The organism is Jingyaoa shaoxingensis, from assembly GCF_014385005.1.
In the GTDB taxonomy this organism is placed as follows: Bacteria; Bacillota; Clostridia; order Lachnospirales; family Lachnospiraceae; genus Marvinbryantia; species Marvinbryantia shaoxingensis.
Genome location: NZ_JACRSZ010000006.1, coordinates 35,590 through 61,353 on the forward strand (window position 1 = coordinate 35,590; position 25,764 = coordinate 61,353).

Annotated in this window: 27 protein-coding genes; 4 read left to right on the forward strand and 23 right to left on the reverse strand. The window is 39.2% G+C overall.

Features of this window, described 5'->3' with window-relative positions:
* Positions 1–116: 116 nt before the first annotated feature.
* From H8716_RS07000 to H8716_RS07050, 11 genes are all read right to left on the reverse strand, one after another.
* Complete coding sequence (locus H8716_RS07000; RefSeq protein ID WP_249307853.1) at positions 117–731, reverse strand: PBECR4 domain-containing protein; 615 nt, start codon at positions 729–731, stop codon at positions 117–119.
* Positions 721–909: a hypothetical protein gene (locus H8716_RS07005; protein ID WP_249307854.1), complete on the reverse strand. Its 189-nt coding sequence runs from the start codon at positions 907–909 to the stop codon at positions 721–723. Before H8716_RS07005 ends, H8716_RS07000 begins: the two co-directional genes overlap by 11 nt.
* Before the next feature lie 140 nt (positions 910–1,049).
* The gene (locus H8716_RS07010) at positions 1,050–1,358 is read right to left on the reverse strand and encodes a hypothetical protein (RefSeq protein ID WP_249307855.1); all 309 of its coding nucleotides are present in this window, start codon (positions 1,356–1,358) and stop codon (positions 1,050–1,052) included.
* Between the two features lie 175 nt (positions 1,359–1,533).
* Complete coding sequence (locus H8716_RS07015; protein ID WP_249307856.1) at positions 1,534–2,469, reverse strand: hypothetical protein; 936 nt, start codon at positions 2,467–2,469, stop codon at positions 1,534–1,536.
* A 238-nt stretch (positions 2,470–2,707) separates the two neighbouring features.
* A complete protein-coding gene (locus tag H8716_RS07020) occupies positions 2,708–3,733 on the reverse strand; it encodes a hypothetical protein (protein ID WP_249307857.1) in 1,026 nt (341 codons plus the stop codon).
* Positions 3,730–4,413, reverse strand: a complete 684-nt coding sequence (locus H8716_RS07025; protein ID WP_249307858.1) for a PilZ domain-containing protein — start codon at positions 4,411–4,413, stop codon at positions 3,730–3,732. The genes H8716_RS07020 and H8716_RS07025 overlap by 4 nt, the downstream gene beginning before the upstream one ends.
* A gap of 714 nt (positions 4,414–5,127) precedes the next feature.
* On the reverse strand, positions 5,128–6,075 hold the full coding sequence (locus H8716_RS07030; RefSeq protein ID WP_249307859.1) for a glycoside hydrolase family 43 protein: 948 nt from the start codon (positions 6,073–6,075) through the stop codon (positions 5,128–5,130).
* Positions 6,076–6,093: 18 nt separating this feature from the next.
* Complete coding sequence (gene arfA, locus H8716_RS07035; protein WP_249307860.1) at positions 6,094–7,605, reverse strand: arabinosylfuranosidase ArfA; 1,512 nt, start codon at positions 7,603–7,605, stop codon at positions 6,094–6,096.
* Between the two features lie 49 nt (positions 7,606–7,654).
* Entirely contained in the window at positions 7,655–8,497 is an 843-nt protein-coding gene (locus H8716_RS07040; protein ID WP_249307861.1) for a carbohydrate ABC transporter permease, read from the reverse strand.
* 3 nt (positions 8,498–8,500) lie between these two features.
* A complete protein-coding gene (locus H8716_RS07045; protein ID WP_249307862.1) occupies positions 8,501–9,409 on the reverse strand; it encodes a carbohydrate ABC transporter permease in 909 nt (302 codons plus the stop codon).
* Positions 9,410–9,518: 109 nt separating this feature from the next.
* Positions 9,519–10,838, reverse strand: a complete 1,320-nt coding sequence (locus H8716_RS07050) for an ABC transporter substrate-binding protein (protein WP_249307863.1) — start codon at positions 10,836–10,838, stop codon at positions 9,519–9,521.
* A gap of 244 nt (positions 10,839–11,082) precedes the next feature.
* Here H8716_RS07050 and H8716_RS07055 point away from each other — a divergent pair, with 244 nt between their 5' ends.
* Complete coding sequence (locus H8716_RS07055; protein WP_249307864.1) at positions 11,083–12,135, forward strand: LacI family DNA-binding transcriptional regulator; 1,053 nt, start codon at positions 11,083–11,085, stop codon at positions 12,133–12,135.
* Positions 12,136–12,175: 40 nt separating this feature from the next.
* Here the strand turns inward: H8716_RS07055 and H8716_RS07060 are convergent, their stop codons facing one another.
* The 7 genes from H8716_RS07060 to H8716_RS07090 form a co-directional block, all read right to left on the reverse strand.
* Positions 12,176–12,619, reverse strand: coding sequence for a cytidine deaminase (locus H8716_RS07060; protein WP_249307865.1), 444 nt, complete (start codon positions 12,617–12,619; stop codon positions 12,176–12,178).
* 95 nt (positions 12,620–12,714) lie between these two features.
* Complete coding sequence (locus H8716_RS07065) at positions 12,715–13,338, reverse strand: cytidylate kinase-like family protein (protein WP_249307866.1); 624 nt, start codon at positions 13,336–13,338, stop codon at positions 12,715–12,717.
* A gap of 87 nt (positions 13,339–13,425) precedes the next feature.
* Complete coding sequence (locus H8716_RS07070; RefSeq protein WP_249307867.1) at positions 13,426–14,262, reverse strand: sugar phosphate isomerase/epimerase family protein; 837 nt, start codon at positions 14,260–14,262, stop codon at positions 13,426–13,428.
* Between the two features lie 7 nt (positions 14,263–14,269).
* A complete protein-coding gene (locus H8716_RS07075) occupies positions 14,270–15,112 on the reverse strand; it encodes a carbohydrate ABC transporter permease (RefSeq protein WP_249307868.1) in 843 nt (280 codons plus the stop codon).
* A gap of 13 nt (positions 15,113–15,125) precedes the next feature.
* Positions 15,126–16,001 carry a carbohydrate ABC transporter permease gene (locus H8716_RS07080; RefSeq protein WP_249307869.1) on the reverse strand — a complete coding sequence of 292 codons (876 nt, stop codon included), beginning with the start codon at positions 15,999–16,001 and terminating at the stop codon, positions 15,126–15,128.
* A gap of 72 nt (positions 16,002–16,073) precedes the next feature.
* Complete coding sequence (locus H8716_RS07085; RefSeq protein WP_249307870.1) at positions 16,074–17,354, reverse strand: ABC transporter substrate-binding protein; 1,281 nt, start codon at positions 17,352–17,354, stop codon at positions 16,074–16,076.
* Positions 17,355–17,419: 65 nt separating this feature from the next.
* Complete coding sequence (locus H8716_RS07090) at positions 17,420–18,310, reverse strand: PfkB family carbohydrate kinase (protein WP_249307871.1); 891 nt, start codon at positions 18,308–18,310, stop codon at positions 17,420–17,422.
* Positions 18,311–18,535: 225 nt separating this feature from the next.
* On the opposite strand from H8716_RS07090, the gene H8716_RS07095 reads away from it, so the two are divergent.
* Positions 18,536–19,507 carry an SIS domain-containing protein gene (locus H8716_RS07095; protein WP_249307872.1) on the forward strand — a complete coding sequence of 324 codons (972 nt, stop codon included), beginning with the start codon at positions 18,536–18,538 and terminating at the stop codon, positions 19,505–19,507.
* Between the two features lie 55 nt (positions 19,508–19,562).
* Here H8716_RS07095 and H8716_RS07100 read toward each other — a convergent pair whose 3' ends face one another.
* From H8716_RS07100 to H8716_RS07110, 3 genes are all read right to left on the reverse strand, one after another.
* Positions 19,563–20,381 carry a histidinol-phosphatase HisJ family protein gene (locus H8716_RS07100; protein WP_249307873.1) on the reverse strand — a complete coding sequence of 273 codons (819 nt, stop codon included), beginning with the start codon at positions 20,379–20,381 and terminating at the stop codon, positions 19,563–19,565.
* A gap of 56 nt (positions 20,382–20,437) precedes the next feature.
* A complete protein-coding gene (locus H8716_RS07105; RefSeq protein ID WP_249307874.1) occupies positions 20,438–21,169 on the reverse strand; it encodes a GntR family transcriptional regulator in 732 nt (243 codons plus the stop codon).
* A 110-nt stretch (positions 21,170–21,279) separates the two neighbouring features.
* Positions 21,280–22,272 carry an SIS domain-containing protein gene (locus H8716_RS07110; RefSeq protein WP_249307875.1) on the reverse strand — a complete coding sequence of 331 codons (993 nt, stop codon included), beginning with the start codon at positions 22,270–22,272 and terminating at the stop codon, positions 21,280–21,282.
* 158 nt (positions 22,273–22,430) lie between these two features.
* Between H8716_RS07110 and H8716_RS07115 the strand changes: the two genes are divergently transcribed.
* Together H8716_RS07115 and H8716_RS07120 are read left to right on the forward strand one after the other, a co-directional pair.
* Complete coding sequence (locus H8716_RS07115; protein WP_249307876.1) at positions 22,431–23,318, forward strand: YitT family protein; 888 nt, start codon at positions 22,431–22,433, stop codon at positions 23,316–23,318.
* A 69-nt stretch (positions 23,319–23,387) separates the two neighbouring features.
* Complete coding sequence (locus tag H8716_RS07120; RefSeq protein ID WP_249307877.1) at positions 23,388–24,218, forward strand: sugar phosphate isomerase/epimerase family protein; 831 nt, start codon at positions 23,388–23,390, stop codon at positions 24,216–24,218.
* Between the two features lie 59 nt (positions 24,219–24,277).
* On the opposite strand, the gene H8716_RS07125 is transcribed toward H8716_RS07120, so the two are convergent.
* Both H8716_RS07125 and H8716_RS07130 read right to left on the reverse strand, forming a co-directional pair.
* On the reverse strand, positions 24,278–24,988 hold the full coding sequence (locus tag H8716_RS07125) for an ABC transporter ATP-binding protein (RefSeq protein WP_249307878.1): 711 nt from the start codon (positions 24,986–24,988) through the stop codon (positions 24,278–24,280).
* 13 nt (positions 24,989–25,001) lie between these two features.
* Positions 25,002–25,760, reverse strand: a complete 759-nt coding sequence (locus tag H8716_RS07130) for an ABC transporter ATP-binding protein (protein WP_249307879.1) — start codon at positions 25,758–25,760, stop codon at positions 25,002–25,004.
* Positions 25,761–25,764: the final 4 nt, after the last annotated feature.

A 25,764-nucleotide genomic window follows, 5' to 3' on the forward strand; every position in this document is an offset into this window, starting at 1 on the left:
TCCGACAAATTCTAACAAAGCTTTCATTGTCAGGGATTAAGTTTGATTTGTCTGTTTTTCCAAATAGAAAAGACACATACTCTTTCATGAGCTGTGCCTTGTGTATTCGTGTATTTTTATTGTTTCTTGTTCAGACGGTCAAATAGAATCGTAGTTGTATTGGTTGCGATATGTACCCGCTCTTTTTTCAAAATACTTCGTGGGCGCTGGTTTTCACGGTAGTCTCGCTTCGTCTGCATAAAAGCAGAGCAACATACGAAATCGCAAATCGAAATCTCTCCTGATGAACTGGATTTAATGATAAATATAAAATCCACTGGTGCTGTCGTACTGGAAATCAGATAATCTGCTTTAATTTGCGTGGTAAAAGAATAAAACCGGGGCATATAAGAATGCAACTGAAAATCCTGTTCCAGTGTTTCCTTTAATCGGATTAATGCTTCCAGACGCAGTTTTACAAATTCTTCATATTGTGAACCTTTTTCAATTTGACTTTGGCTAATTTTCCCTGAAAGAATCATATTCATTGTTTTAGACGGATTGAATCGTGGCAAATAGATGTCCTTCAAATATTGAAAGCCTGCAAGATGTGGAAACTTCTCAGATGGAAATGATAGATGAATTGTGTATAGTTGCTGTTTGTAGCTAAATGTAAAAACATAATAATATTCTGTTAGTTCTTTCCACGCAACTGCTGCATCATACAGTAATCCATAATCATTATTTTTCATACACACCATCTCCTTTTCCACAAAATAAGAGCCTTGCCGAAGCAAGGCTCTCACTAAGCGTTTTTCTTCGATTCAAAGAATCTATTCGGCTTGTGGTTACCGCATAACCCACGGTCTGGCTCCACAATTGGCTGAAACCGAACCAGTCAATTGCTTCATCACCGCGATAGCTGGTCATCGCCGCTATCCTCTAAAATCATTATATCACAAAATTGCCAGAGTTCAATAGCTCTGGAAAACTTTGTGGAGCTGGAATTTCCATGCTCATCTATATTATATGCAGAATTTCAGAAATAGAAACAGTTTTTGATTGTTTTTTCAGTGCCAAGAGAATGTCATTATCTGTCCAGCAAGATAATAGTATTCATATTCGAATATTGTCATCTCATCCTTTGTTTCGAAGTATTTATGTAAGGCTTTGTGATCTTCCGGTGTTAACACTATACCTTCCATACTATTTATCAATATACGCAGTGCTGGATTTTCTTCCACAATTCTCATTGCTTTCATCTGGAGTTCACGATATTCTGAGTGACTCTTTTTCAAATACTTAGTCACCCATTTCTCCACCGATTCCCATAGTGTACTTTGTTCCCACATGATGTCCTGTTTTTTCTCATATTGCATTTCTCCCTTCTGAGTGTTCTCTTTTCAGTTACATGACTATACCAGAAACTGGGGAAATAGCAATTCATCAGATGTACTGAAAAAGAGTGGTGGGGATTGGGGATAATAAATATAAGAAAAAATGGGTAAAAAAATTTCCCAGACGCCACAACCGTCTGGGAAATTTTAGAAAATATTACTGAGCGCTTCCAGCACAGAACCCGAGAGTTGCCGTAATCTTGTTTGTAGTACCTGTAATTTCATTTACAGTACTGTTATTACAATCATAATCACAGCCTTCCATCCAGATATATGCTTTAATTTTAACAACTTCATTATTTTTAGTGAAGTTATAGAGTTCATCAGCCTGACCAACTGTAGCAGAAAGTCCATTTGCCGGATCTGGAGTTGCTAAAGCCTTATTATCACCAGTAAGTGCTTTACTTGCAGCTGATACAATGCTGTCTGCGGTTGGGGTTCCAAAAGTATCTGTAGTTTCTGCTTTGGTCATACCAGAAACTGCTTTATTAATACCATCCGCACTTAAAGCTGTAAGAGTAGTATTGTATGATCCTGTAGTATTAGTTACTGGATCAATTTGATAAAATACTGTTTTCTTCCATACTCCTTCACTGTTTGAAACAACAAGAGCAAGACGCAGAACTTTGTTCATAGTATTGTTAGTGCCAGTTACATTAAAAGCAGTTTCTGTGTCAAGATACAGTTTACAAGCCTGAGAAGCCTTAATTTCAAAATCTTTTGTCCAATATTCATCTCCAGTTGCGGCAGATACTTTATTTACTGTGATTTTATCATCTGTATCTTTTGCCCAATCATTTTGAACGAAGAAATCAAATGCATCTGTTGATTTTTTTCCGATTGTAGAGACTGGTACAAAGTTTTTATTTTCGTCCGTAAATGTATAGGTCGTTGCCCACTCACTATCTTCATTTTTAATAAGCAGGGTGTTAGCAGTTGTAGCAGATACCTCTGCGGTACCAGCCGTAACTTTAGTATTCGTTACAAACCAAGCATATGTACTTGATCCCAGCGCTACAGCGGCAACGCATACCATGGCAATTGCTGCAGCCAGCTGTTTTTTCAGCGCTTTTACACTTTTTGATTCGATCATTTTTTTCCTTTCCTTTTGTGGATTATTTTCAGAAGATTTTCTCCACTCGTCTCGCTCTTTTGTTTCTTTTATGATAAGATCATGCTCCCACCGGGCCCGGTTGAAAGAGTATCTCTTCTCACCGTTGTCGGTGAGAAACTCATCTTATCATAAAATCCATTTCACAATCGATTTTCTCTCATGTCATTTTTCTTCTGAATTCTATATAATCAGCGGTTGTGGCGCTGTTTATACCTCTTTATTTGTTTCTTCTGTTTTCCCAGGTGATCTCTCTGTCTGGATAATAGCTGCCGTTTGGAGCTGTATTTCCTGCTGCATCAATCGGCTTGTCACCTGTGATGGTATCTTTGATGTCTTTTACAAACTTCCACAGCAGACTGGTGTCATCATCGTAGTCTGCATCGATATTCATGCTGAATTCCACGCTTCCCCCGATAATCGAGTCTACGCATTCTGGGTCGTCGCCTTCCATCCAGATAACGATCGTGTAACGATCCACATTACCAACCAGAAAATCTTTTTCTTCATACTGGCAGACCACATCGTCTGAAACGAAATTGGTGCATCCCGGTTCCTCATTTCCATCTGCTGCCGGTTCTGCATAAACAACCCGTTCCCCATTTCTCCAGACCGCCACTCTCACAGCTTCCTCGGCACCTTTCGCACAGGAATCCAGGGTAATCTTAGCGATATAACCCAGATCTTCTTTTCCTGCATTTCGAAGATAATAGGTATATGCCATATAATTCTTTCCGTTGTGGTCACCATCTATTCCATCCAGATCATCCGGAAGATCTTCAATGGACATATTCGTGGCATCCTGTACTGTGTTGGCAGTAAGCCTTGCGGTAGCATCTTCAAACGTCCCTGTCTCAGAAATGCTGATTCCCTTACGGTATAATTCCAGACGATTCAGGTTGATGGTAAAGTTGCCCATCTTTTCCTGCATAAATGCTGCTATGAAAAGCACCGCAATTGCCAGAAGCATTCCAAGAAGTGCGACCTGCAGCTTATCCAGACGAAGCAGGGCTGCTGCAATTCTCTGTTTCTTCCGATGAGGCATATACATACTGACGATGGTCTCCGGATCTACATCATCCCCGTACTTCGCCATCAGTTCCTGCAGTTCCTGGATCCGGATAATCTGATCCGTTTTATTCTTTTTTCCAAAACGGTGTTTCTTCTTTGGAGCAGCTTCTCCATTCATCTTTGACTGGATCTGACCGTGTGTCTTTTTGCCAGATTTTTTCTTCCACAAACTCATAGTCTGTACCTTTTCTTCACACCGGCAACATAGTCCTGCATCTTCCTGCGTTCATCCATATCTGCAAAACGAAGCTGAATACCTGCAACATACCGGAAAGCGCTGCCCTTCGGTACCTCTCTCATCCAGCATACCACACCCACCACGTCTATGGATGCAATTCCGTCGGAAACGGTACCGATTCTTGGCAGAGTAAAGACACAGGTCTCTCCCACTTCAAACCAGCGGTTCATGCATACTGCAAGACCACCATTAGAAATGTCCATGGTCTCGCCATTCTCTTTATCAATCTCTCCATCCAGGTTCAATGCCCAGGTCTCCTGCATATACTGAACCGGAAGTGCTACCTTCATACGAATATCCGCACGCTTGATAAACTGTCTCTGCTCCGTCACACGGCGGATCTTCCAGTAACGACGGATTCCCATCTTTACTTCAGCATCCGCATATCCGGCAAATACCTGTATATCATCTCCTTCTCCACACTGGAATAAGAACTTCTGATTCTCATCCAGCAGAAGTGCCTTGCCGCCAACCATCGGAACCGAAACTAAAAATGCCGATTCATCTACTGCTTTATGAAATGTACATATCATATTAAACTTTGGATCCTGCCCTGCCGGCACATCAAATGCCATGCGCAGCTTAGTCCCGGTTTTTATCATTAACGCCCCAGCCATTTACTTCTACACCACCCTGTCTTTTGCATCAGCTGTTCTCTTTTTGATTCTTTTATACAAAAAGATCCAGATATACATAACTATTATACGTTTCTCCCTCTCATTTGTCTACAAAATTCCATTAGGGACGGTGTTTTCTGGTTTTTTTACTGTCCCCTCTGGTCAAATTCCATTTTCCTCTTGCATTATATATCAGATTTTCTATAACGGCTCTTAACAATTCGCTTATTTCTGAATTCATTTCTCAACAGTTCATGAAAGGATAGTACAATCAGAAATATCAGCGCATGGGGTATCTGTTTCAGAACCGATTTAAAAGCGAACCAGTAAATGATAATTCTTCTTTTATTGATATCGACAAAATTCCTGTTTTGTTTCCGAATCATGAAGAATGTCTTCAGTATTTACACACTACTTCTGATCTAAGATGCATGGAATACTATTCCAGTTCACGTCTTCCAGACGCAGAGGCACTTAAAATCATCCGTCAAAAAACACCCTGCAATTCTCCTTCTGATTTTCAATGTCTTGAACTTCCTATAAGAAATCACTATCTGCACTTGTTGTATCATTCCGGTATTTCCATACGACAGCTCAGCCGACTTACCGGCATATCTCGAACAGTAATAAGCAATGCTGTAAAATATAATGTTACATAAACGGACGGAGTTTTTCAACTCTTTAGAGCAAAAAAACTCCGTCCCCAATGGATTACTAATACTTAAAGACCGGTCTTCCATCCTCTCCCCATGTGAGTTTCATCAGCATTGCATGACGATTTGGATTATATAATGGATTACCCTCAATCTTTTCTTCTGTTCTGGCATGATATACCATAATCGGATTTCCCTGCTCATCTTCTGTAAAGGAATTGTGTCCCGGTCCATAGATGCCTTTTTCTGCATTGGTCTCTAATACCGGGTAACGTTCCTTTTTCCACATAGCAGGATCCAACAGATCAGCATCTTCCGATATACTTAACATACCCATACAATATGCTGCTCCTGTTTCCGAAGCAGAATATGTCATATAAATCTTTCCGTCGTGATGTATGACAGCCGGTCCTTCATTTACCCAAAAACCAATTCTTTCCCAGTCATAATCCGGTGTTGTTAACAGCACCTGCACCGTTTTCAACTTACAGGGATTTTCCATTTCAGCAATATACAGATTTGAAATCTGTTTTCCAACTCCTACTTTTTCTGCCCATATATAATAGTGTTTTCCACGATTTTCAAATACCGTGCCATCCAGTGAGAATGCCTCAAATGAAAATTCATCTTCTTCTGCCCGGATCATTTTACCTTTTTCCACCCAGTTCCCTGTCATAGGATCCTGATCTGCACATTCCAGAATATAAGGTCTGATCGCCCAAACATCATCTATATCGCCACCGGCATAATAGATGTACCACTTACCATTCAGATAATGCAGCTCCGGTGCCCAGATATGTTCACTCATAATCCCTTTGTCATGTTTTTGCCACACCCTGACTTCTTCTGCGTCTTTTAAGCCTGCCAGTGTATCACTATGTCTGAGTACAATCCTATCATAAGCCGGAATGGATGCTGTAAAATAATACGTGCCATCTATATGCTTGTACACATAAGGATCTGCTCTCTGCAAAATCCATGGTTTGTTATATTCTAATTCCTGACTCATTTTTACCTCCAGGATACTTTATTTTTTTAATCGAATCACATTCCAGGATGCTTTGGTCAGCATGGATGTCATTTTTTTATCTTCCATGGTACTTCTCTGTACAGTTTTTGGCATTACCAGTTCTTCTCCTGCACTGTTGCAGATTTTCATATCATTGCTTTCCAATACAATATGTTCTTCCAGATGATATCCCTCAAGACTGCGCAGATCTGTGATCAGTTCCATATCTTCTTTCGTGTTTCTGTTTACTGCAAAAATAGTCAGCTCTTCTTTTTCCTGATTCCATACCGCTACGCTGGAAAGATCTGTTACATTTTCATGTTCTTTTGTATCATGTACCGGTGTTTCAATTACTGGCTGAAGAACCATGCCCCGTCCATATCTGGATGCATGCATAAACGGATAGAAAATGGTCTGTCTCCAGGCCTTTCCTCCATCTTTCTCCGTCATAATCGGAGCAATTACATTTACCAGCTGTGCCATACAAGCCATCTTCACACGATCTGCATGTTTCATTAATGTAATCAGCATCAGACCAACCAGAAGAGCATCTTCAAAGTTATACTGATCTTCCAGAAGCGGCGGTGCAATATGCCACGGATCTTTTTCCATAAATTCATCATCTGCTTCTCTTGTATGGAACCACACATTCCATTCATCAAAACTCAGATTAATATCTTTTTTACCACGTTTCTTTGCTTTTACAAAATCGCAGGTAGCAATAACAGAACGGATAAACTGATCCATATCATCTGATAATGCCAGGAAGTCTTCCGTATCATTGTTCAAATTTCCATAATACTGATGCATAGATACATAATCCACATGATCATATGTATAACCAAGTGTGGTTGCTTCCCATTCTGGGAACGTCGGCATATCCAGATTAGAACTTCCGCAGGAAACCAATTCAATGGAAGGATCTATCAATTTCATGGCTTTTGCCGTTTCCTGTGCCAGACGACCATATTCATGCATGTTTTTATGACCAATCTGCCAGTCACCATCCATCTCATTTCCCAAACACCATACTTTTACATTATGTGGATCTTTTACACCATGGCGAATTCTCATATCACTGTATTTCGTTCCACCTGGATGATTGCAATATTCGAGCAAATTGCAGGCATCCGCCACACCTCTGGTTCCCAGATTCACTGCCATCATCATTTCCGAATTTGCTTTTTCCAGCCATTTGGAAAATTCATTTAAACCGATCTTGTTCGTTTCCAGACTTCTCCATGCCAGTTCCAGGCGAGTCGGACGTTCTTCCACCGGACCCACACTGTCTTCCCAGAAAAAATTAGATACAAAATTTCCACCTGGATATCTGACGATCGGCACATTCAATTCTCTGACCATTTCCAGCACATCTTTACGGAAACCATCTTCGTCTGAAAGTGGATTGCCCGGCTGATAAATACCATCATATACAGCTCTTCCCAAATGTTCGATAAAAGATCCATAGATTCTTTTATCAACTTCTGAAATTTTAAATGCTTTATCTATCATCATTTTTGCCTGTTTCATATTCTTCATTCCTCCTACATCTGTCATATAATTTCTCGATGTCTCCTTTCTAGCCCTTTACACCTCCGGCTGTCATACCTTCGATAAAGTATCTCTGGAAACAGATAAATAAAATCAAAATCGGTATAATCGCAAAACAGGATCCCGCAATCAGGATGTCGTAATTATTTCCATATGGTGATAACAAACTCTGTAATCCGACAGGAAGTGTAATCTTGTCAATCGAATTTGTCACAACCATTGGCCACAGGAAGTTATTCCAACTCTGCATTCCCTGATAAATACCCATTGCCGCAAAAGATGGTTTCATCAAAGGAATCATAATTTTGAAAAAGATCCCATACTCGGTACAGCCATCCACACGGGCTGCATCCAGGAAATCCTTCGGAATACCTGACAAATATTGTCGGAAGAAAAATACCAGCATCGGTACAACCAGATACGGAAGGATAATTCCCCACATATTATTGATCAATTTCATCTTTACAATCAGACGATACAATGGAAGTAATATCACTTCTGTCGGAACCATCATAACAAGCAATACACAAAGGAATAAGATATTTTTTCCTTTAAAATCATACATAGCAAACCCATATCCTACACAGGCACTGAGAAATAATGCCAATCCCACCTGTACAACAGTGATGATCAAGCTATTCTTATACCAGGTGAAATATGCATTCTGTCCACTGAATAACATCTTATATTCGTTCAGATTTGCATTTGCCCAATCAATGGAGAAATTCAATCCATAACGCATCAGGTCAGAACCCGGACGCAGGGATGATACTGCCAAAAGTGCCAGTGGTAACAGCGTAATCGCTGCAATCAAAATGAAGAAGATAAATAAACATATTGTAAAGATTCTCGATTTTTTTGTCATTGACATTGTTTATTCCCCCTTCTTACTTCCAATTGTACCGTTAATACGAAGCTGAATCATATTGACTGCCAGAACAATCAAAAGGAAAATTACACCTATTGCACTGGCAATACCAAGCTGATTTTGTTCAAATCCCATTCTGTACAACATACCAACCAATGTGGTTGCCACATTATTCGGGGATTTGTTTCCATTAAATAACATATAACTTTCTGAAAACATCGCCATACCACCAAAAATGGAAATGGTCAATACATAGATTGTCGTCGGTTTCAGCAGTGGAATCGTGATATAACGAAGCTGCTGCATTCCTGTTGCCCCATCAATAGAAGCTGATTCATAAAGATCTGCCGGTATCTGCTGTAAACCAGACAGATAATACATCATGTTTACACCTGTCCATCTCCACAGGCAAAGGAAAAATAATGTAATCCATACTGTAACCGGCTTTCTCAACCAGATAATCGGTTCTACTCCAAACAGATTCATAACCTGGTTCATAAAAGATCCTTCCAGTTCTCCGAACATCAAACGGAAAACCACACCTGCTACTACTACAGAAGTGAGTGCCGGTATAAATAAAATACTTCGAAATGTTCCTTTTGCTCTCATATGCTTACTGTTCAGCATAGCTGCCAGTATCATAGGAATCGGAATCATCATAATACAGGTTACTATGGTGTAAAAGACACTGTTTTTCAAGCTTTTAAGAAATACTGCATTGGTCAGTATCTTGTAATTTTCTAATCCGATAAATGTTGTATTTGCACCTGCTACTTTCTGAAAACTCATAAGAATCATACTTACAATGGAATATGCAAAAAAGATTGCAAACGTAAGTATAAATGGCATTACAAATACATATGGTGCTACTTTCTGTGAATATAAAAATTTCTTTACCACACTTTGTTTTTTCATATTTTCTCCTTTCATCACATAGGAGAGTGCCCCGTATGATTCAAAAATGCCGCGGGTTATCCTCCCGCGGCACCCTAATGGTTTTATGCCTGTAAATCAGACGTTTGATTTAGTAAATAATGGAATCCTGTTCACCCTGAAGCAGTTCCATAGCATCCTGATCTACTGAAATTTCAAATGCATTTGAATATGTTGTAGATACCAATGTACTGTATGTTGCTGAGTAAGCGCCAGAGATATTTGGTGCTGTAATGTCTGTTCCGTTTGCTTTCAGAACATCAAATGGATTGGTTGTGAAGTAAGCAAGGAACTTATTGTCTTTGTTGTCTGTGATTTCCGGATCATCCCAAAGTTCTGTACGGATAGGGTCAAATCCTAATTCATTCCATTCATATGTACATCCTTCTTTGGATAATTTTGCAAATGCAAGGAAATCTTTTGCAAGCTGTTCATTTTCTGTACCTTTGATTACGGATGTACCTGTACCACCCTGAAGAACTTCACGAACATCGCCTTCGTTCCAAACCGGGATTGGGTAAATAGCCATCTTGCCATTAAGATCTGCACAGTAATCTGTAAATCTTCCCATGTACCACAGTGGCATGATTACGGAAGCAACACCGCCATCATTCAGATGACCATACCATTCTTCTGTATGGAATCCACCGCCTGGAGCGATTTCACAAACACCAAGGTTAATCATTTCTCTGATGTAATCGATAACTTCTGCATGCTCTTCTGTTACAAGATTTGGATTTCCTTCATCATCTACGTACTGAGCGTTCTTTTCCAGCATCATGCACTGTGGGAAGAACAGGTCAGATGTCTCTACTGCACACATTGGTTTTCCTGTCTTTTCCAGAACTGTCTTACCTGCTTCTACATAATCATCCCAGGTAACGATATCTGCAGGATCTACACCAGCTTCATTCATGATGTCCATGTTGTAATATGCTACTGTTGCACCAAGATGGAAGTCTACACCATAATAGTTGCCTTCATTATCGCCATACATGCTTACACGGGACATAACCACATCATCTTTATATGGTTCTACTGCATCATTGATTGGAAGCAGATATCCGTCTTTCAGGAAAGATCCATAGTAACCAATTTCAATATCTGCCATATCCGGTGCACCTTCTCCTGACTGGCAGGCAATCAGCAGTTTGCTGTGAGTAGAATGAGATTCTCCTGTGGTAACTGTCAGGTTAATCGGTCTGTCTGGATTCTGCTCATTCCATACATCTGCCATGGATGTCCAGAAGCCTACGTGCAATTCTTGGAATGTCCAAAAGCTAAGTTCTGTACCGCCATCTACGAATGTATTCGTTCCCTGTGTAGATCCATCATCCGTTGCTCCTACACCAAAAGACATCCCAAGTGCCATTGCTGTTGCTAATGCGCCTGCAAGCAATTTCTTTTTCATGTTTTTTTCCTCCCTTAATTTGGTATCACGTTTTTTGTAATTACAGATTAACGTTAATCCTATAATTTGTCAATCATATTTTTGCTTATTTACGTCATTTTGTCAAAAGCATACAGTTTTTAAATCGCTTTTTTGTACATTTTCGCATGTATAGAAGCTCTCTAGCTTTCTGATACTTGTTGATTTTTGTCTCTTTCTGTTATAGAATAATACTTGATTTTTTAAGAACGGGAGGAGTCGCAATTTGAGCCAGACAAACAGACGCGTTACATTAAAAGATATTTCGAATGCATGCGGTTACTCTGTGAATACCGTTTCCCGTGCACTGCGTAATGATAACAGACTTTCTCAGGAAACAATTGCAAAGATTCAGCAGATCGCTGATGATTTAGGCTATATGCGCAACATTATGGCCTCATCTTTGCGTTCCGGTCATACGAATCTGATCGCAGTTATCATCGAAGATATCCAAAATCCACACTACTCCGAGATGATCTCTCAGATATCTATAAAGCTGCGGGCATATGATTATCACTTATTTATTCTTTGCTCTCAGTTTGAAGAAGATTATGTGGAAAATGCTTTAAGCCTGGCACTTTCTTATAATGTCAGCGGTATTTTTTTGTTTCCGAAAATTGACAGTACCAGAGACGTCGACATCATTAACCAGAATCACATTCCTCTTGTCCTGATCGACCGTGAGACAGAAAAGAATTCGAATGATGTTGTGCGCTGTGATGACTATCAGGGAGGATATCTGGCGGGTCAAAGATTAGCCAGCGAAGGGCATCGCCGTTTTCTATTCCTGGCAGGACCTCAGACAAACCAGTCACAGATTTTGCGTTATAATGGTTTTCTTCAGGCTATTTCCGATGCAGGAATTGATACTAACCAGGTACGTATGCTTTCTCATACTCTGGTGGCAGATGCGATTTACTATGGCAATTTGGAATCTGTTCTTTTTCCTGTTGATTACACGGCTATTGTTAGTTTTAATGATACCAGAACTTATTCTGTTATGAATTTTCTTTTAAAAAACGGATATCGTGTGCCGGAAGATATTTCTATCATCAGCTTCGACTACCTGCGACAGATGCAGCCTTATCTTCTTCCACTAACCAGCATTTCCGCACCACCGGATAAAAATATGGCTGATACGGCAGTGGAACTTTTGCTTAGACGTATGACGAACCCAGAAGCCCCGGCAGAATCAGTTATCCTTCCAGTTATGATATATGACGAAGGTACCACTGGTACAGTACCGACTTTAGATGCAAAAAAGACAGTGATTTCATAATTTACATGAAATCACTGCCTTTCCATTGGGTTCCAACGGACTAAATCAGATCTTCCGGACCAAATCCCAGCGGAAGCAGCTCTTTCAGCGTGTAGATCCGATATTCTGTCTCGGATTTTGCCAGAATAATCTGGAATGTCTCCGGGTTGCAGAATTCTCTCATTACCTGTCTGCACACACCGCATGGCGGACAATAATCCCCTTCTCCCTTTGGCACAAACTTCTTATTTCCTACAATGGCAATGGCATCAAATTCTGTGATACCCTCAGATACTGCTTTGAAAAATGCAGTACGTTCTGCACAATTGGTCGGGGTGTAGGATGCATTCTCAATATTACATCCCTGATAGATCCTTCCACCTCTGGCGAGGAGCGCTGCCCCAACTGCAAACTGAGAATATGGCACATAAGCTTTTGCCTGCGCTTCAAATGCCTGATGAATCAGATCCTCGATTACATTTTTTTCTAATTTCTTTTCTTCCATCTCTGTCCCTATATCCTTTCCTGTTAGAGTGTACCCATAGCACGCGAACTAAAAACAGACTGGCACACTTCTGCACCAATCTGTCTTTCCTGCTTTTATTTAAATCTTACTTCAATATATTTCTCGATAGCCTCTACGCAGCCATCAAATCCCAGTTTGCTGCTGTCCAGGCACAGGTCATAGTTCCTTGCATCGTTCCACTCATGTCCGGTGTGGTAACGGTAATAATCTCCGCGGAACTTATCGGTTCTGGCAACAAATTTCGTCAGATCTCCTACATTCTTAGCTGTACGCTCTCTTGCCTGTTCCATGCAGTAATCATGTGGCGCATGTATGAATACACTGACTACATTGGGCTTATCTGCCAGCACGAAATCTGCACAGCGTCCGATGAATACACACGGTCCCTGCTCTGCCAGATCGCGAATCACCTTTGCCTGATAATTAAACAGGTTCTGTGTAGATGTAAAATCCGGGCTGGATGGTGGAATCAGATCTCCTATCGTATAGATCTTCTTGGAGATACCGAACAGATTGCCACTTTTTAACCGTTCATCTACTTCTCCAAATAACGCTTCATTGATACCACTGTCATCTGCTGCCAGTCTTAAAATATCTCTTTCATGACACGGGATGCCATGCTTCTGTGCATACATCTGAGCGATCGTTTTACCGCCGCTTCCATACTGTCTTGCAATCGTAACAACTACATTTTTCATAGGATCCCCTCCCTGCTTAATTCTTGTTTTGTGCTTATATTTTATCACAGGACAGGGTTAAAAAAAAGAAAAACTCATATTTTCTTTTCACTCTATTATTTTCTTTAATCGCTCATAAGACGTCTTCATCGCATATTCCGGATCTGATGTATAAAGAGGATTCAGAATTTCCAGACTTATCGCATATTCATATTTTATCTGATCTAATGCACTCATCATTTCTTTTAAGTTCAGATTTCCTTCACCAATTATAAAATGTCCGTTAGGTTTTCCATCTCCCACATGTACATGTCGAAGAATTCTACCATTCTCCAGACCTGCTATCGCATCCTGTATTGTTTCATGACTATATCCAAGTACAGCTGTATCAATCATGCCATGCAGTGCAGAAGATCCCACTTCATTCACCATATCTGCTATTTTTATACTGTCGGTCAGGCAGGTATATTCTTTCGGCGAAGTTTCCAGAGCAATATGAATACCATATGTTTCAGCTAAATCAGCCAGATATCCCAACGATTCTACACTTCTTTTCCATATATCTTCATCTGCCTCATCCAGACATCCGAATCCTGCCAGAAACTGACATAACTGACAATCCATTTCTACTGCTGTTTCCATAGCTTTCACATAAACAGCTATACTTCTTTTTCTTGCTGCTATATTTGCCGAAGCAATATTAACCGGATAGTTACATTGTTCCGGTGTTACACAAATTGTTTTCAGCCCATTTTCACGAACTTTTCGCGCAGCAGTCTTTATATCTGAAACAGATGCATCATCCATATGTAAATGTGGATCACAGGCATAAAACTCCAGATTTTTTCCTCCCATACGAGCTAATGAATCCAATGCATAATCCAATGAATACTTGTAATATGGAAAATTCGATACAGCTATCTGATCCGTTTTCAAATTCTTCATTTTCTTACTATCCTTTCACACTTCCGGCTGCAATTCCGCGAACAAACTGTTTCTGAAATATAATAAATACGATAATAATCGGTAAAGCAGATATCGCCAGACCTGCAATTAATGTTCCCCATTCCGTTCTGAGTGTTCCGGTCAGGTTCATCAGACCTGTTGGAATGGTTCTGATTTTATCATTTGATGTAAATATCATTGCCATCATAAATTCATTCCAACAATACATTGCTGACATCAATGCTGAAGATGCTAATATTGGTTTACATAAAGGCATAATAATTTTGCTGAATACTCCAAATGAGGTACATCCATCGATATATGCAGCCTCGTCTAATGATGCTGGAAGACCCAGAAAATACGCTCTCATCAACATAACAGTAAAAGCTATTCTGAATGCTGTATACGGAAGAATCATTGCCCAATAAGTATTGTATAAATGCATTCTGTTCAACATCTTATACAATGGAACTACACTAACTTGCGGTGCTAACATTAAACCTGCTAAAATGAATATAAATACCGCATTTCTGCCCTTAAAGTATAATCTGTTGTTCGTAAGGGCAAATGCTGCCAGAGCACTGATAATAACCGTCAATGCTACTGATACAAAAGTAACAAACACACTGTTTAAAAGGTATCTTCCAATTCCTACCTTCCACGCTAATATATAATTAGAAAATAACCACTCTTTCGGTAAGCCAAAACTGTTTGTGAATAAATCACCATTGGATTTGAAACCGGATATCATCATCCATACCAGAGGAATGATGATAAACAATGTTAACAATATCAGCAATATATATGTAATCCCTTTTATCGCAATTGTTTTTTTGTTCTTCTTTCTCATGTTTCTCCTCCTGCTACTCTTCACCACTGCGTGAGATTTTCATCTGGAAAATAGATAGTGCAAAAGTTATCACAAACAGAACTACCGCCATTGCACTGGCTGATCCCATCATATCTGCACGAAATGCTGTTCTGTAGAGATATGTAGATATAACTTCTGAAGCATATCCCGGACCGCCATTTGTCATAATAAACACTTCATCAAACAATTTGAAGGAACCCACTACAATAATAATACAGTCTACCAAAATCATTTCTTTAATATTTGGTATTGTTATATGCAAAAATCTCTGCAGTGCATTTGCACCATCTATTTCAGCCGCTTCATATAATTCATCAGGGACTTTCTGAATACCGATAATAAGAAGCATTGCCATATACCCAAAATACATCCACTGTGATGCAAAAATTACGCCAAAAATAGCGGTACCTGGATTCCCAAGAATATTAAGATTAGCCGTATTCATTCCCATTGCTTTTAAAATGCCATTAAACGGTCCTACATTTGGATTGAAAAACAACTGCCATAAAAGACCTACAACCATAAATGACATTACAGAAGGTATAAAAAATACGGTACGGAAAAATCCAGAATGTTTTCTCATAAACTTTGCTTCAAGTATAGCTGCTACCACAAGACCTACTCCAAGCTGTCCCACTAAAGATATTAATGCGTATAATGTATTATTTCTTAAGCATGTCCAAAATACCTTATCCTGAAATAATTCTATAAAATATTTCAGTCCTACAAATGTTTTTCCCGGTTTATAAATAGACCAGTTAAACAGACTATAATAAAAGTTCTGGACAATTGGGATATACATAAAGATTAACATAACAATTATAGCAGGTGCGAGAAACAAACATGCTGTAATATGTCTTTTTTTCATTTTAATACCTCCCGTATTTCACAGGAAGCAGTCCTTTTGTTGACTGCTTCCCATGATTATAACTCTCAAATCTTACTCTGCATTCTGTTCACGAACTACTTTTGCTGTTTCCTGCAGTCCTGCTACATAATCTTCTGCTGTAATAGACTGAGCTGCAAAATCCTGTCCCAATTTACACATGGTATCTACAATGCTTGCCTCAAATCCGCAATCTGTCCAGTTGCTCATCCCGTTGAAATTCTGAACATATGCCATACCGTCAATCAGCTGAGGAATCGTATTTTCTTCTGTATGTGCTCCAATTACACAGCTTGTATGCCCTGCTTCTGATACAATCTTCTGCTGACTTTCTACTGATGTAAGGAATTTCAAAAAGTCTACTGCAACATCTACATTTTCTGAATTTGGATTTACAATCATACCTTCCGGTGCTCCAAACAGTTTTTCCTGGTTTCCTTTTGCCGCATCATCTTCGATGGTTGGCATTGCAAAAAATCCGAAGTCTCCGTCAAGACCTTTATTGATATCATTAAACTCTAACATTTCTACATACGCCATAGCACCTTCTCCTGCATAAAATACTTCCAGTGCCATGTTGTGTTCCATAGAATTGATGTTGTCATTAAAATATCCTTTGTCAAGCAAATCTGTAAAATAATTCAGACCGTTTACATATCCAGGATCATCGATTGTAACTGTTTTTACATTAAAATCCTGTCCCTCTAATACATCTTCCGGAACAAATTTCTGCCATAAAGCGCCATACCAGTGTGGAGCATCCCAGGATAATCCGTCTCCAAGAATAAATGGTGTCACGCCATCGGCTTTCAGTGTTTCACAGATTTTCATCAGCTCGTCCCATGTTTTTGGTTCTTCAAATCCATATTTTTCAAATACCGATTTTTTGTAAACAAACACTTCTGCATCAAAACGTGTCGGAACTGCATATTGTCCATCATCATATGTAAATGCACTGTATGCTGCCGGGAGGAAAGAGTCTTTCCACTCTGGATCTTCTTCCATATATGGAGTGAGATCAAGTGCATATCCTGCTCGAATAAATTTCTCACAGTATTCACCAGTCCAGGTCTGATATACATCCGGCATATCTCCACTTCCTAATGCCAGTTTTAGCTTTGATTTAATTTCATTATCTGTGGTAGTTTCGATTTCAACGTGAACACCAGGATGTTCTTCTTCATACTGCTTTACGATCTCTTCAAATACAGGTGCCTGCTCAGGCTGGCAGTATTTATGCAGAAACTTTATTGTAACATCTTCTGCACTTGCTGCTGTAGAAAGTGATGTTGCCATAGCCATAGTAAGTAATAATGCTGCTGTCCTTTTTTTCATCCTTTTTTCCTCTTTTCTTTTTATTTTATTTTGGACTATTCATCTTCCTGAATAGTTATTCCCGTTTAAAATTTCTTTCCGTATCCAAAAGATCCATCTTTCTGACATTGCTGTGATGCAAAAATTGCTGCCTGATATAAACTGCTTCTCACACAAAGATCTTTGTATTCTGATATGGTTGTAATGCCATTCTTGCCTGAATCTGCAGGAAATTCTCTAACATCTTTCATTCCGGCAAGATAATGAATCAGGAAACTTGCTATGAAGGAATCTCCTGCGGCCATAGTATCAACTGCCTTTATCAGACACGGGGACTGTTCATATATTTTTCCGTCTACATACACTACTGCACCTTTCGATCCACGTGTCGCAATTACTATATGTCTGCATCCATAAGATACTATTTTTTTAATTTCCTCCTCTACCTTCTCTTTTGAGGCATTTCCACAAGATATTGCCGCACAGTCAATATATGGGCAATTCGCCTTCAGGTACTCATCGTCATATCGATTGGAAAAATCCATGCTCAAAAATGTTGTCATCTGGCTGAGTCTTTCCAAATATGGTTCTGTATAACTGAAAATGCTGGTATGGCACAAATCATACTGCGCAATGTATGCATAATCTATTTCCGTAAGATCTAAAGGATACTCTTTTGATACTCCACCCTGGTTACTTCCTATAAAGGTTCTGTCGCCATCCACAAGTTTTACTTCTGCATATCCATTTTCGCCTTTTTTGAATCTGCAGTGTAAAGTATCTATTCCCATTTTTCTTATGGTATCATATACATGCATTCCGGCATCATCATCTCCGAACATTCCCAGATAAGCGGCCTGCTCTCCCATAATCTGAGCAGTTGCCGCAATATTTAATGCATTCCCGCCAGGATACATGGTACGAATATGCATATATTTATCTACAACATTATCTCCAAGTCCTAATACTTTTATCATGTCTTTTCCTCGCTTGTTATGTTCTTCTGTGTATCATCATATAACATTATATGCTATATGGCAAGTCTTTTTTAACAAAAATCACAGTTTTGTCATTAATCGACAGATTTTTTTTGTTTTTTTGTGTATTACTTACATTTTTACTCCATTTTTCATTTTAGCATTGACTGTTTTCCCAAGTTGTTATATGATGTATTATACAAACAAATAGACGTAAGGAGGCCTATGATGCAACCAAAAGAAATTATTGAGAATATCAAAAAAACACATCCGAATATCCAGACACTTTATTTTGTAGGATGCGGAGCTTCTTCTTCTGAATTATATCCGGCTGAATATTTTATGAGAGCTAACGCCCACAAACTTCGTACCGGATATTTTACCGCCAATGAATTTAACTATGCACCACCTGCAGCCTGCGATGATACTGCCATCGTAATTGCCTGCTCCTTAGGAGGAAACACTCCTGAAACAGTTGCTGCTGCAAAACTGGCCCGTGAAAAGGGTGCTGTTGTTATTTCTATTACACATGATGCAGCTTCCCCTCTTGCTGCCAATGGTGATTATGTGATTGTGCATGGTTTTGAAAAAAGCTATGCAGCTAAATTGGAAAAGATGAATAACGTTTTGATGCTGGCTGTAGAAGTTCTGAATCAGTATGAGGGCTGTGAATTATATGAAGATATGGTAAACGGTTACTTACATATTTACGATGCCATTGAAAACGCTGTTTCTTATGTTCTTCCATCTGCAAAACAATTTGCGGAAGATTATAAAGACGAGTCTATCATTTACGTTATGAGTTCCGGTGCAACAGAACGTGTTGCTTATTCCACATCTATCTGCCTTCTTCTGGAGATGCAGTGGGTAAATTCTGGATTCTGCAATGATGGTGAATTCTTCCATGGTCCTTTTGAAATTGTGGACAAAAATGTTCCATATCTTTTATTAATGAATGATGGACGAACACGTGCCATGGATTCCAGGGCATTGGATTTCCTGAACAGATTTGATGCAAAAACTACCGTTATTGATGCCAAAGATTTTGGTCTTTCCAATTACGTACCAGCTTCTGTAGCAGAATATTTCAGTCCTATGTTAATTACCGGCGTTGTCAGAGTTTATTTTGAACAGCTTGCGATTGCCCGTAATCATCCGTTAAGTCAAAGACGTTACATGTGGAAACTGGAATATTAGTCATACTCTCCCACCTTTAAAAGGAGGCATCCATTTTGGATAGCCTCCTTTTATTTTACTCTGTCATTTCTGCAAGGCTGATTTGTTTTGGGACTCTTTTTTCATAAACTGTGATCTGCGTAAATCCTGCTTTTAATAACTTTTTTCTTACCTGCTCAAAACCATAACCGATTCTGTCTGGGGTATGAGCATCTGACCCCACTGTAATGATAGATCCTCCAAGTTCCCGATACAGTTCCAGTATTGGTAAATCTGGCATGGTTTCCTCTATCAGCACACCCATACATGCCGTGTTTACCTCAATTCCTTTTCCTCTTTCTATTATATGCATCAGAATATTTTTGATAATCGGGCGGTAATGTTCAAACCGATCACTCAATCCTGCTCTGGCACAATGTTTTTTATAATAATCCAGATGACCGATGCAGTCATATTCTCCATTCTTTGCCAGTTCTTCCAGACAGCGATAGTAGGTATCACCAATATATCCGGCATTGCTTTCCGTAAACTGTATCCATCCAAGGTCGATATTTCCCAGCTTATGAAGTGACCCAATTACATAATCGAATGGATGATTTAAAACATTTTTTGCTTCGCCGGAATTTAAATATGATTGTCCAAGTTCCACACCACTTTTCACATTCAAAATTCCCTGATATTTTTTTTGTATTTTTTCGATATGTTCAAAATATGTTCTGACATATTCTGAATGAAAGTTCCTGCTTCTCACTCCATATGCATAGCATTCATAATGATCCGTAAAAACAATCTCCTGGATTTTCTTTTCTATGGCACTTTGGCACATATGTTCCATATCTGATTTCCCATCTGGCGAAATCTCACTGTGGGTATGATAGTCAATTCTAATAGACATAGGCTTCTCACTTTCTTAAAATAGAAAAGACGCATGTATCATGCGCCTTTTCTGTTTTATCCTTTATTTGGCATTGTATTAATGATAATCTCGTACCTTCTCGGATTGATAATGCTCTTGCATGAATGAATCGGCGTACCATTCGCATCCACACAAATATCTTTCATATACAACATCACTTCATTTTCTTCCACTTCCAGTAACTCTGCTTCTTCTTTTGTTGTATTACAGATATTGATCGTACGTTTTCCACCGGACATAACAATTCCATTATGTGCAAGGATTTCATACAATGAACCTTCCAAATTCTCACCAAACAAAAAAGCATATTTCTGCGAAAATCTCGTTTCCTCGATAACTACCGGATCACCATCTGATATACGTAATCTGTTTATTCTGATTACTTTTTCTCCGGGTTTCAAATCAAGATTTTTTACATCTACCGTTGTAGCTTTTACCAATTCTGCAGCAAGCAATTTCGTTGAAGGTGTCTTACCATCTTGAATGCAGTTACTGGTAAATCCCATAAAAACTCCCACATTTCTTGTCAGTTTTTTTTCTGCTACAAATGTTCCGATTCCTTGCTTTTTTATCAGAATATTCTCTTCTACCAAAACCTCTATTGCTTTTCGTACAGTAATACGGCTTACATTATATTCCTGGCTCAGTTCAAATTCAGTCATTAAGCGATCACCTGTTGTCAATTTCCCCGATGCTATCTGATCCTTTATTTCATCAATTAACTGTTGATACAGTGCCACACTTGACTCTTTGTTGAGTTTGCTCATTGAATTCTCCCTTGCTATGTTATAATAATATAATATGATTTATATTACATCATATCTCTTCTTGTAAATTATAACATCCGCATTTTTTTCATGCAAGCGACTTTTGAATTTTAATAATCCAGTCTGCGATAATATCTTCTGATTCCAAGTGGATGTCTTCTATTGTGTTCCAGATGTGCGGATACTCTCTGGAAAGAACTCCTTGCAACAAGCGGTGACAGCATCCATCTGAATTCTTCACTGATACCCTTTAATTCGTATTCCCTGGTATCAAATACCGTAACATGCGCACTGATTGTATTCACAAATTTCTCTACACGATCCATTAGTACTCTTGTTTTATCTTCACCCTTAATGAGCATCACCGGTATATCTCTTTCTATTACTTCCAGCGTACCATGGAAAAAATTGGCTGCTGAGACCGGTCTTGTTGGCATCCACTGCATTTCTTCCATAATACACATACCATAACAAGTCGCCCAATCTTCCAGATTACCGGAACCAATTAAATAAATTAAATCAGAGTCACAATATTTATCAGCGAATTCTTTCGCCTTATTATCTGATTCTTTATAAATATTTACAATGTTTTCCGGCATACATTTTAACTCTTCCATAAACTGATCGTATTTCTGAAAATCACCAGCATTTGCGAGAAAACGCAATGTTACTGTATACCAGAAGTAATACTCTCCTCCAACTGTTGTGACAACATAATCACATGCCTTCTCAAGTGGACTGTCTTTTTTTTCTACATAACCCAGTACTTTTGCCCCCACAGCATGTACGTGATCCATCAGTTCGACAATTTCTTTGGTATCACCGGAAATAGATGCAATTATGACAATCGAATCTTTGCAGAAATGTGGGTTTCCAACAACATTAAAATCTGCAGCATTTTCCAAATAAATCGGGATGGTAGATCCTATTTGTTTCACTATGTGCATAAATTGACTGGCATAAAGATAAGTTCCGCCAATTCCGATATAAAAAATATTTTTATATCCCTGTGAGCATATAGCATCTACTATTTTCTGTGTTGGTTCAATAATAGATATTCCGTTTTCGTGTTCTCTCTTGATTGCCGCTTCATCGATCTGCATTTTTGCGTTCTCCTTTTCTTAGTTTATTTTCTATTGCATATTTGTTATATGCTTGTATTGTATTGTATCATAACATATTCTTTTTATCAATCATATTTTTCTTTACTTTTTTCAGTATTGTATTATAATGTTATATATAACACTGAGGAGGGCATTTTATGAATCAGAAAATGAAAAAAAATCTATTAGAAATTATCCCGGCTATTCTGGGCGTCTTTCTATATGCAGCTTCCTATCGAATAATTATTGTTCCACTTCACTTATTTGGAGGGGGATTCACTGGCATTGCTCAAACAATACTTACTATTCTGAATGATTTTACCGGTACTACATTTTCTTCCAATTTTGATTTTACCGGTTTACTTCTGTTGTTTTTAAATATTCCTCTGTTTTATATTGCCAAAAATATTCTCAGCCAGGCTTTTTTGATTAAAAGCATCATCTGCATTCTGTTTCAGTCTCTTTTTATGACGATCATACCAGTCCCTTCCAGTCCAATTATTAACGATATCTTAACCTGCATCCTTGTTGGTGGATCTCTGGCCGGTTTGGGGGTAGGTCTTACTCTGCACTATGGAAGCTGCGGAGGTGGAACCGATATTCTTGGACTTTATCTGACCAGTGTTCATCCTGGTTTCAGTGTCGGAAAACTTTCTCTTGCCCTTAATTCCTGCATTTACTTATTTTGTGCAGTTCACGATAATTACCAGCTCGCTATTTATTCTATTATTTTTTCTTTTATTGCATCTTTGGTTATGGATAAAATTCATTATCAGAATATTATGACCTGTACCTTCATTGTAACGAAAAATCTTCTTGTAAAAGATTACATTTTTGAAACCATCAACAGGGGGTGCACTATTTGGAAAGGATTTGGTGGATATCGGAACGAACCGCTTTACATTATCATGACAGTTGTATCCAAAGAAGAAAGTAATCTGCTGAAAAAAACTGTTTTGCACATTGATCCACAGGCTTTTGTCACTTTTCAGGATCATTCTACCATTCAGGGTAATTTTTCAAAAAGATTTGACCGATCTGCATAATTGTCTTGAATATAACGTCATGTAATGTTATAATAGAATCATAAATAACAAATGCACAAGGAGGACACTATGGCACTATTAGACAGAACACAGGTTTGCGGTATGAACATCCATTATATGAAATACTCTCTGGATTATTTTTTAGACGCACAGCAACGTGCCGGCTTTAAAAGTATTGAACTCTGGGGTGGTATTCCACACATTTTTATGGATGCGGTCAGTTATGAAGATACAAAACAAATTGCATCTAAAATCCATTCTCGAGGCTTAGAAGTTAAAGTATTTACTCCTGAAAACTGTATGTATCAATATCAGTTTGCAGCAAGCAAGCCTATGGCATTTCAAAAAAGCATGGATTATTTTAAAAATGGTATTCGCATTGCCTCTGAGTTAGGCTGCAAAATTATGCAATGTAACTCAGGATGGGGATATTTGGATGAAACAAGAGAAGATGCATGGAAACGATGTGTAGAAATGCTGCAAAATCTTTGCGATTTTGCAAAATCTTATCAAATTGAACTTGCAATGGAAAGTCTCCGGCCTGAAGAGTCAAATCTTGTTTTTCGTCTGAGTGATACAAAGCAAATGATGGATGATGTAGCCCAGGACAATCTGAAAATTCTTATCGATACAACTGCGATGGGTGTTGCAGGTGAGACTCTGGAACAGTGGTTCCAGACTTTTGGCGACAAGATCATTCATACTCATTTTGTCGATGGCAATCCTTATGGTCATCTGATTTGGGGAGATGGCTGCCGAAATCTTGAAGATGATCTGACCATTTGCCAGAAATATGGTTATACCGGAGGATTTGGACAGGAGATCACAGATCAGAAATATTTTAAAGATCCTCTCTCTCATGATTGCCGAAATATGAGCATGTTTGAAAAATATATGTAAAAAAGAGCAAGGGAGCTGTATCATAACAGCTTCCTTACTCTTTTTTGTTTCTCATCTTATTATTCGCCCAGATATGCCTTCTTGATGGAATCGTCATTCAGCAGATCTTTGGCATTGCCATCCAGTGAGATTTTTCCAGTTTCCAGTACATAGGCACGGTCTGCGATTGCCAGGGCTTTTTTCGCATTCTGTTCTACCAGAAGTACGGTGGTACCGCTGGCGCTGACGCTCTGGATAATATCAAAAATCTCATTTACCAGAATCGGAGAAAGTCCCATGGATGGTTCATCCATCAGGATGATTCTCGGCTTGCTCATCAGTGCACGTCCCATGGCCAGCATCTGTTGCTCGCCACCGGACAGGGTACCTGCCATCTGATTTTTACGTTCCTCCAGACGTGGAAAACGCTTATATACCATCTCCAAAGATTCTTCGATTTCATTCTTATCTGATCTGGTATAGGCTCCCATCTTCAGATTCTGGTACACAGAAAGCTGTGCAAATACTCGTCTGCCTTCCGGTACATGAGCCATCCCCAGTTCTACGATCTTATGTGCCGGTGTTTTTGTAATATCTTTTCCTTCAAAGACAACCTGACCACCTTTCGGTGCAATCAGACCGGTGATGGTATGAAGAATGGTTGTCTTTCCGGCTCCATTCGCACCGATCAGTGCGATGATCTCGCCTTCATTGACATGGAAAGAAACTCCCTTGATCGCATGGATCATTCCGTAATATACCTGTAAGTCATTTACTTCCAGCATTGACATTGTCTCATTCCTCCTATTCCCCAAGATATGCTGTGATAACCTGTGGGTTATTCAGTACCTCTGATGTGGCACCTTCTGCCAGAACCTCACCAAAATTCAGCATAGTCAGTTTCTCACAGATACCGGAAACCAGCTTCATATCGTGTTCAATCAGAAGAATGGTCATATCGAAATGATCCCGTACAAAACGGATCATATCCATCAGTTCTCCTGTTTCCTTCGGGTTCATGCCGGCTGCCGGTTCATCCAGAAGCAGAAGCTTTGGATCGGTGGCAAGCGCACGGGCAATCTCTAGTCTTCTCTGCTTACCATAAGGAAGATTAGAAGCATTGGTCTCTGCCATATCAGCCAGGTCAAATACTTTCAGAAGCTCCATGGCTTTTTCATCCATCAAGGCTTCTTCTTTTTTATACTTCGGGGTGTGGAAAATGCCTGCCAGGACAGAATACTCATGATGGTTATGCATTCCGACTTTTACATTATCCAGAACACTCATCTGTGAAAACAGTCGGATATTCTGGAAGGTGCGGGCGATTCCAGCCTTACTGATCTCGATGTCCTTTTCCCCTGTGATATCTTTGCCATCCAGAAGAATACTTCCTGCATCTGGCTTGTATACACCGGTAAGCAGGTTAAATACCGTGGTCTTTCCGGCACCGTTCGGGCCAATCAGACCGTATAACTGATTTTTCTCAATCGTAATGTGAAATCCGTTTACGGCACGCAGACCGCCAAAGGAGATTCCCAGATTTTTTACTTCCAGCATTGCCATAACT

Coding starts and splice junctions, on each gene's coding strand:
- H8716_RS07000 (WP_249307853.1), bottom strand. CDS start 731: ATGAAAAATAATGATTATGGATTACTGTATGATGCAGCAGTTGCGTGG.
- H8716_RS07005 (WP_249307854.1), bottom strand. CDS start 909: ATGACCAGCTATCGCGGTGATGAAGCAATTGACTGGTTCGGTTTCAGC.
- H8716_RS07010 (WP_249307855.1), bottom strand. CDS start 1,358: ATGCAATATGAGAAAAAACAGGACATCATGTGGGAACAAAGTACACTA.
- H8716_RS07015 (WP_249307856.1), bottom strand. CDS start 2,469: ATGATCGAATCAAAAAGTGTAAAAGCGCTGAAAAAACAGCTGGCTGCA.
- H8716_RS07020 (WP_249307857.1), bottom strand. CDS start 3,733: ATGAGTTTGTGGAAGAAAAAATCTGGCAAAAAGACACACGGTCAGATC.
- H8716_RS07025 (WP_249307858.1), bottom strand. CDS start 4,413: ATGGCTGGGGCGTTAATGATAAAAACCGGGACTAAGCTGCGCATGGCA.
- H8716_RS07030 (WP_249307859.1), bottom strand. CDS start 6,075: ATGAGTCAGGAATTAGAATATAACAAACCATGGATTTTGCAGAGAGCA.
- arfA (WP_249307860.1), bottom strand. CDS start 7,605: ATGAAACAGGCAAAAATGATGATAGATAAAGCATTTAAAATTTCAGAA.
- H8716_RS07040 (WP_249307861.1), bottom strand. CDS start 8,497: ATGTCAATGACAAAAAAATCGAGAATCTTTACAATATGTTTATTTATC.
- H8716_RS07045 (WP_249307862.1), bottom strand. CDS start 9,409: ATGAAAAAACAAAGTGTGGTAAAGAAATTTTTATATTCACAGAAAGTA.
- H8716_RS07050 (WP_249307863.1), bottom strand. CDS start 10,838: ATGAAAAAGAAATTGCTTGCAGGCGCATTAGCAACAGCAATGGCACTT.
- H8716_RS07060 (WP_249307865.1), bottom strand. CDS start 12,619: ATGGAAGAAAAGAAATTAGAAAAAAATGTAATCGAGGATCTGATTCAT.
- H8716_RS07065 (WP_249307866.1), bottom strand. CDS start 13,338: ATGAAAAATGTAGTTGTTACGATTGCAAGACAGTATGGAAGCGGCGGT.
- H8716_RS07070 (WP_249307867.1), bottom strand. CDS start 14,262: ATGAAGAATTTGAAAACGGATCAGATAGCTGTATCGAATTTTCCATAT.
- H8716_RS07075 (WP_249307868.1), bottom strand. CDS start 15,112: ATGAGAAAGAAGAACAAAAAAACAATTGCGATAAAAGGGATTACATAT.
- H8716_RS07080 (WP_249307869.1), bottom strand. CDS start 16,001: ATGAAAAAAAGACATATTACAGCATGTTTGTTTCTCGCACCTGCTATA.
- H8716_RS07085 (WP_249307870.1), bottom strand. CDS start 17,354: ATGAAAAAAAGGACAGCAGCATTATTACTTACTATGGCTATGGCAACA.
- H8716_RS07090 (WP_249307871.1), bottom strand. CDS start 18,310: ATGATAAAAGTATTAGGACTTGGAGATAATGTTGTAGATAAATATATG.
- H8716_RS07095 (WP_249307872.1), top strand. CDS start 18,536: ATGATGCAACCAAAAGAAATTATTGAGAATATCAAAAAAACACATCCG.
- H8716_RS07100 (WP_249307873.1), bottom strand. CDS start 20,381: ATGTCTATTAGAATTGACTATCATACCCACAGTGAGATTTCGCCAGAT.
- H8716_RS07105 (WP_249307874.1), bottom strand. CDS start 21,169: ATGAGCAAACTCAACAAAGAGTCAAGTGTGGCACTGTATCAACAGTTA.
- H8716_RS07110 (WP_249307875.1), bottom strand. CDS start 22,272: ATGCAGATCGATGAAGCGGCAATCAAGAGAGAACACGAAAACGGAATA.
- H8716_RS07115 (WP_249307876.1), top strand. CDS start 22,431: ATGAATCAGAAAATGAAAAAAAATCTATTAGAAATTATCCCGGCTATT.
- H8716_RS07120 (WP_249307877.1), top strand. CDS start 23,388: ATGGCACTATTAGACAGAACACAGGTTTGCGGTATGAACATCCATTAT.
- H8716_RS07125 (WP_249307878.1), bottom strand. CDS start 24,988: ATGTCAATGCTGGAAGTAAATGACTTACAGGTATATTACGGAATGATC.
- H8716_RS07130 (WP_249307879.1), bottom strand. CDS start 25,760: ATGGCAATGCTGGAAGTAAAAAATCTGGGAATCTCCTTTGGCGGTCTG.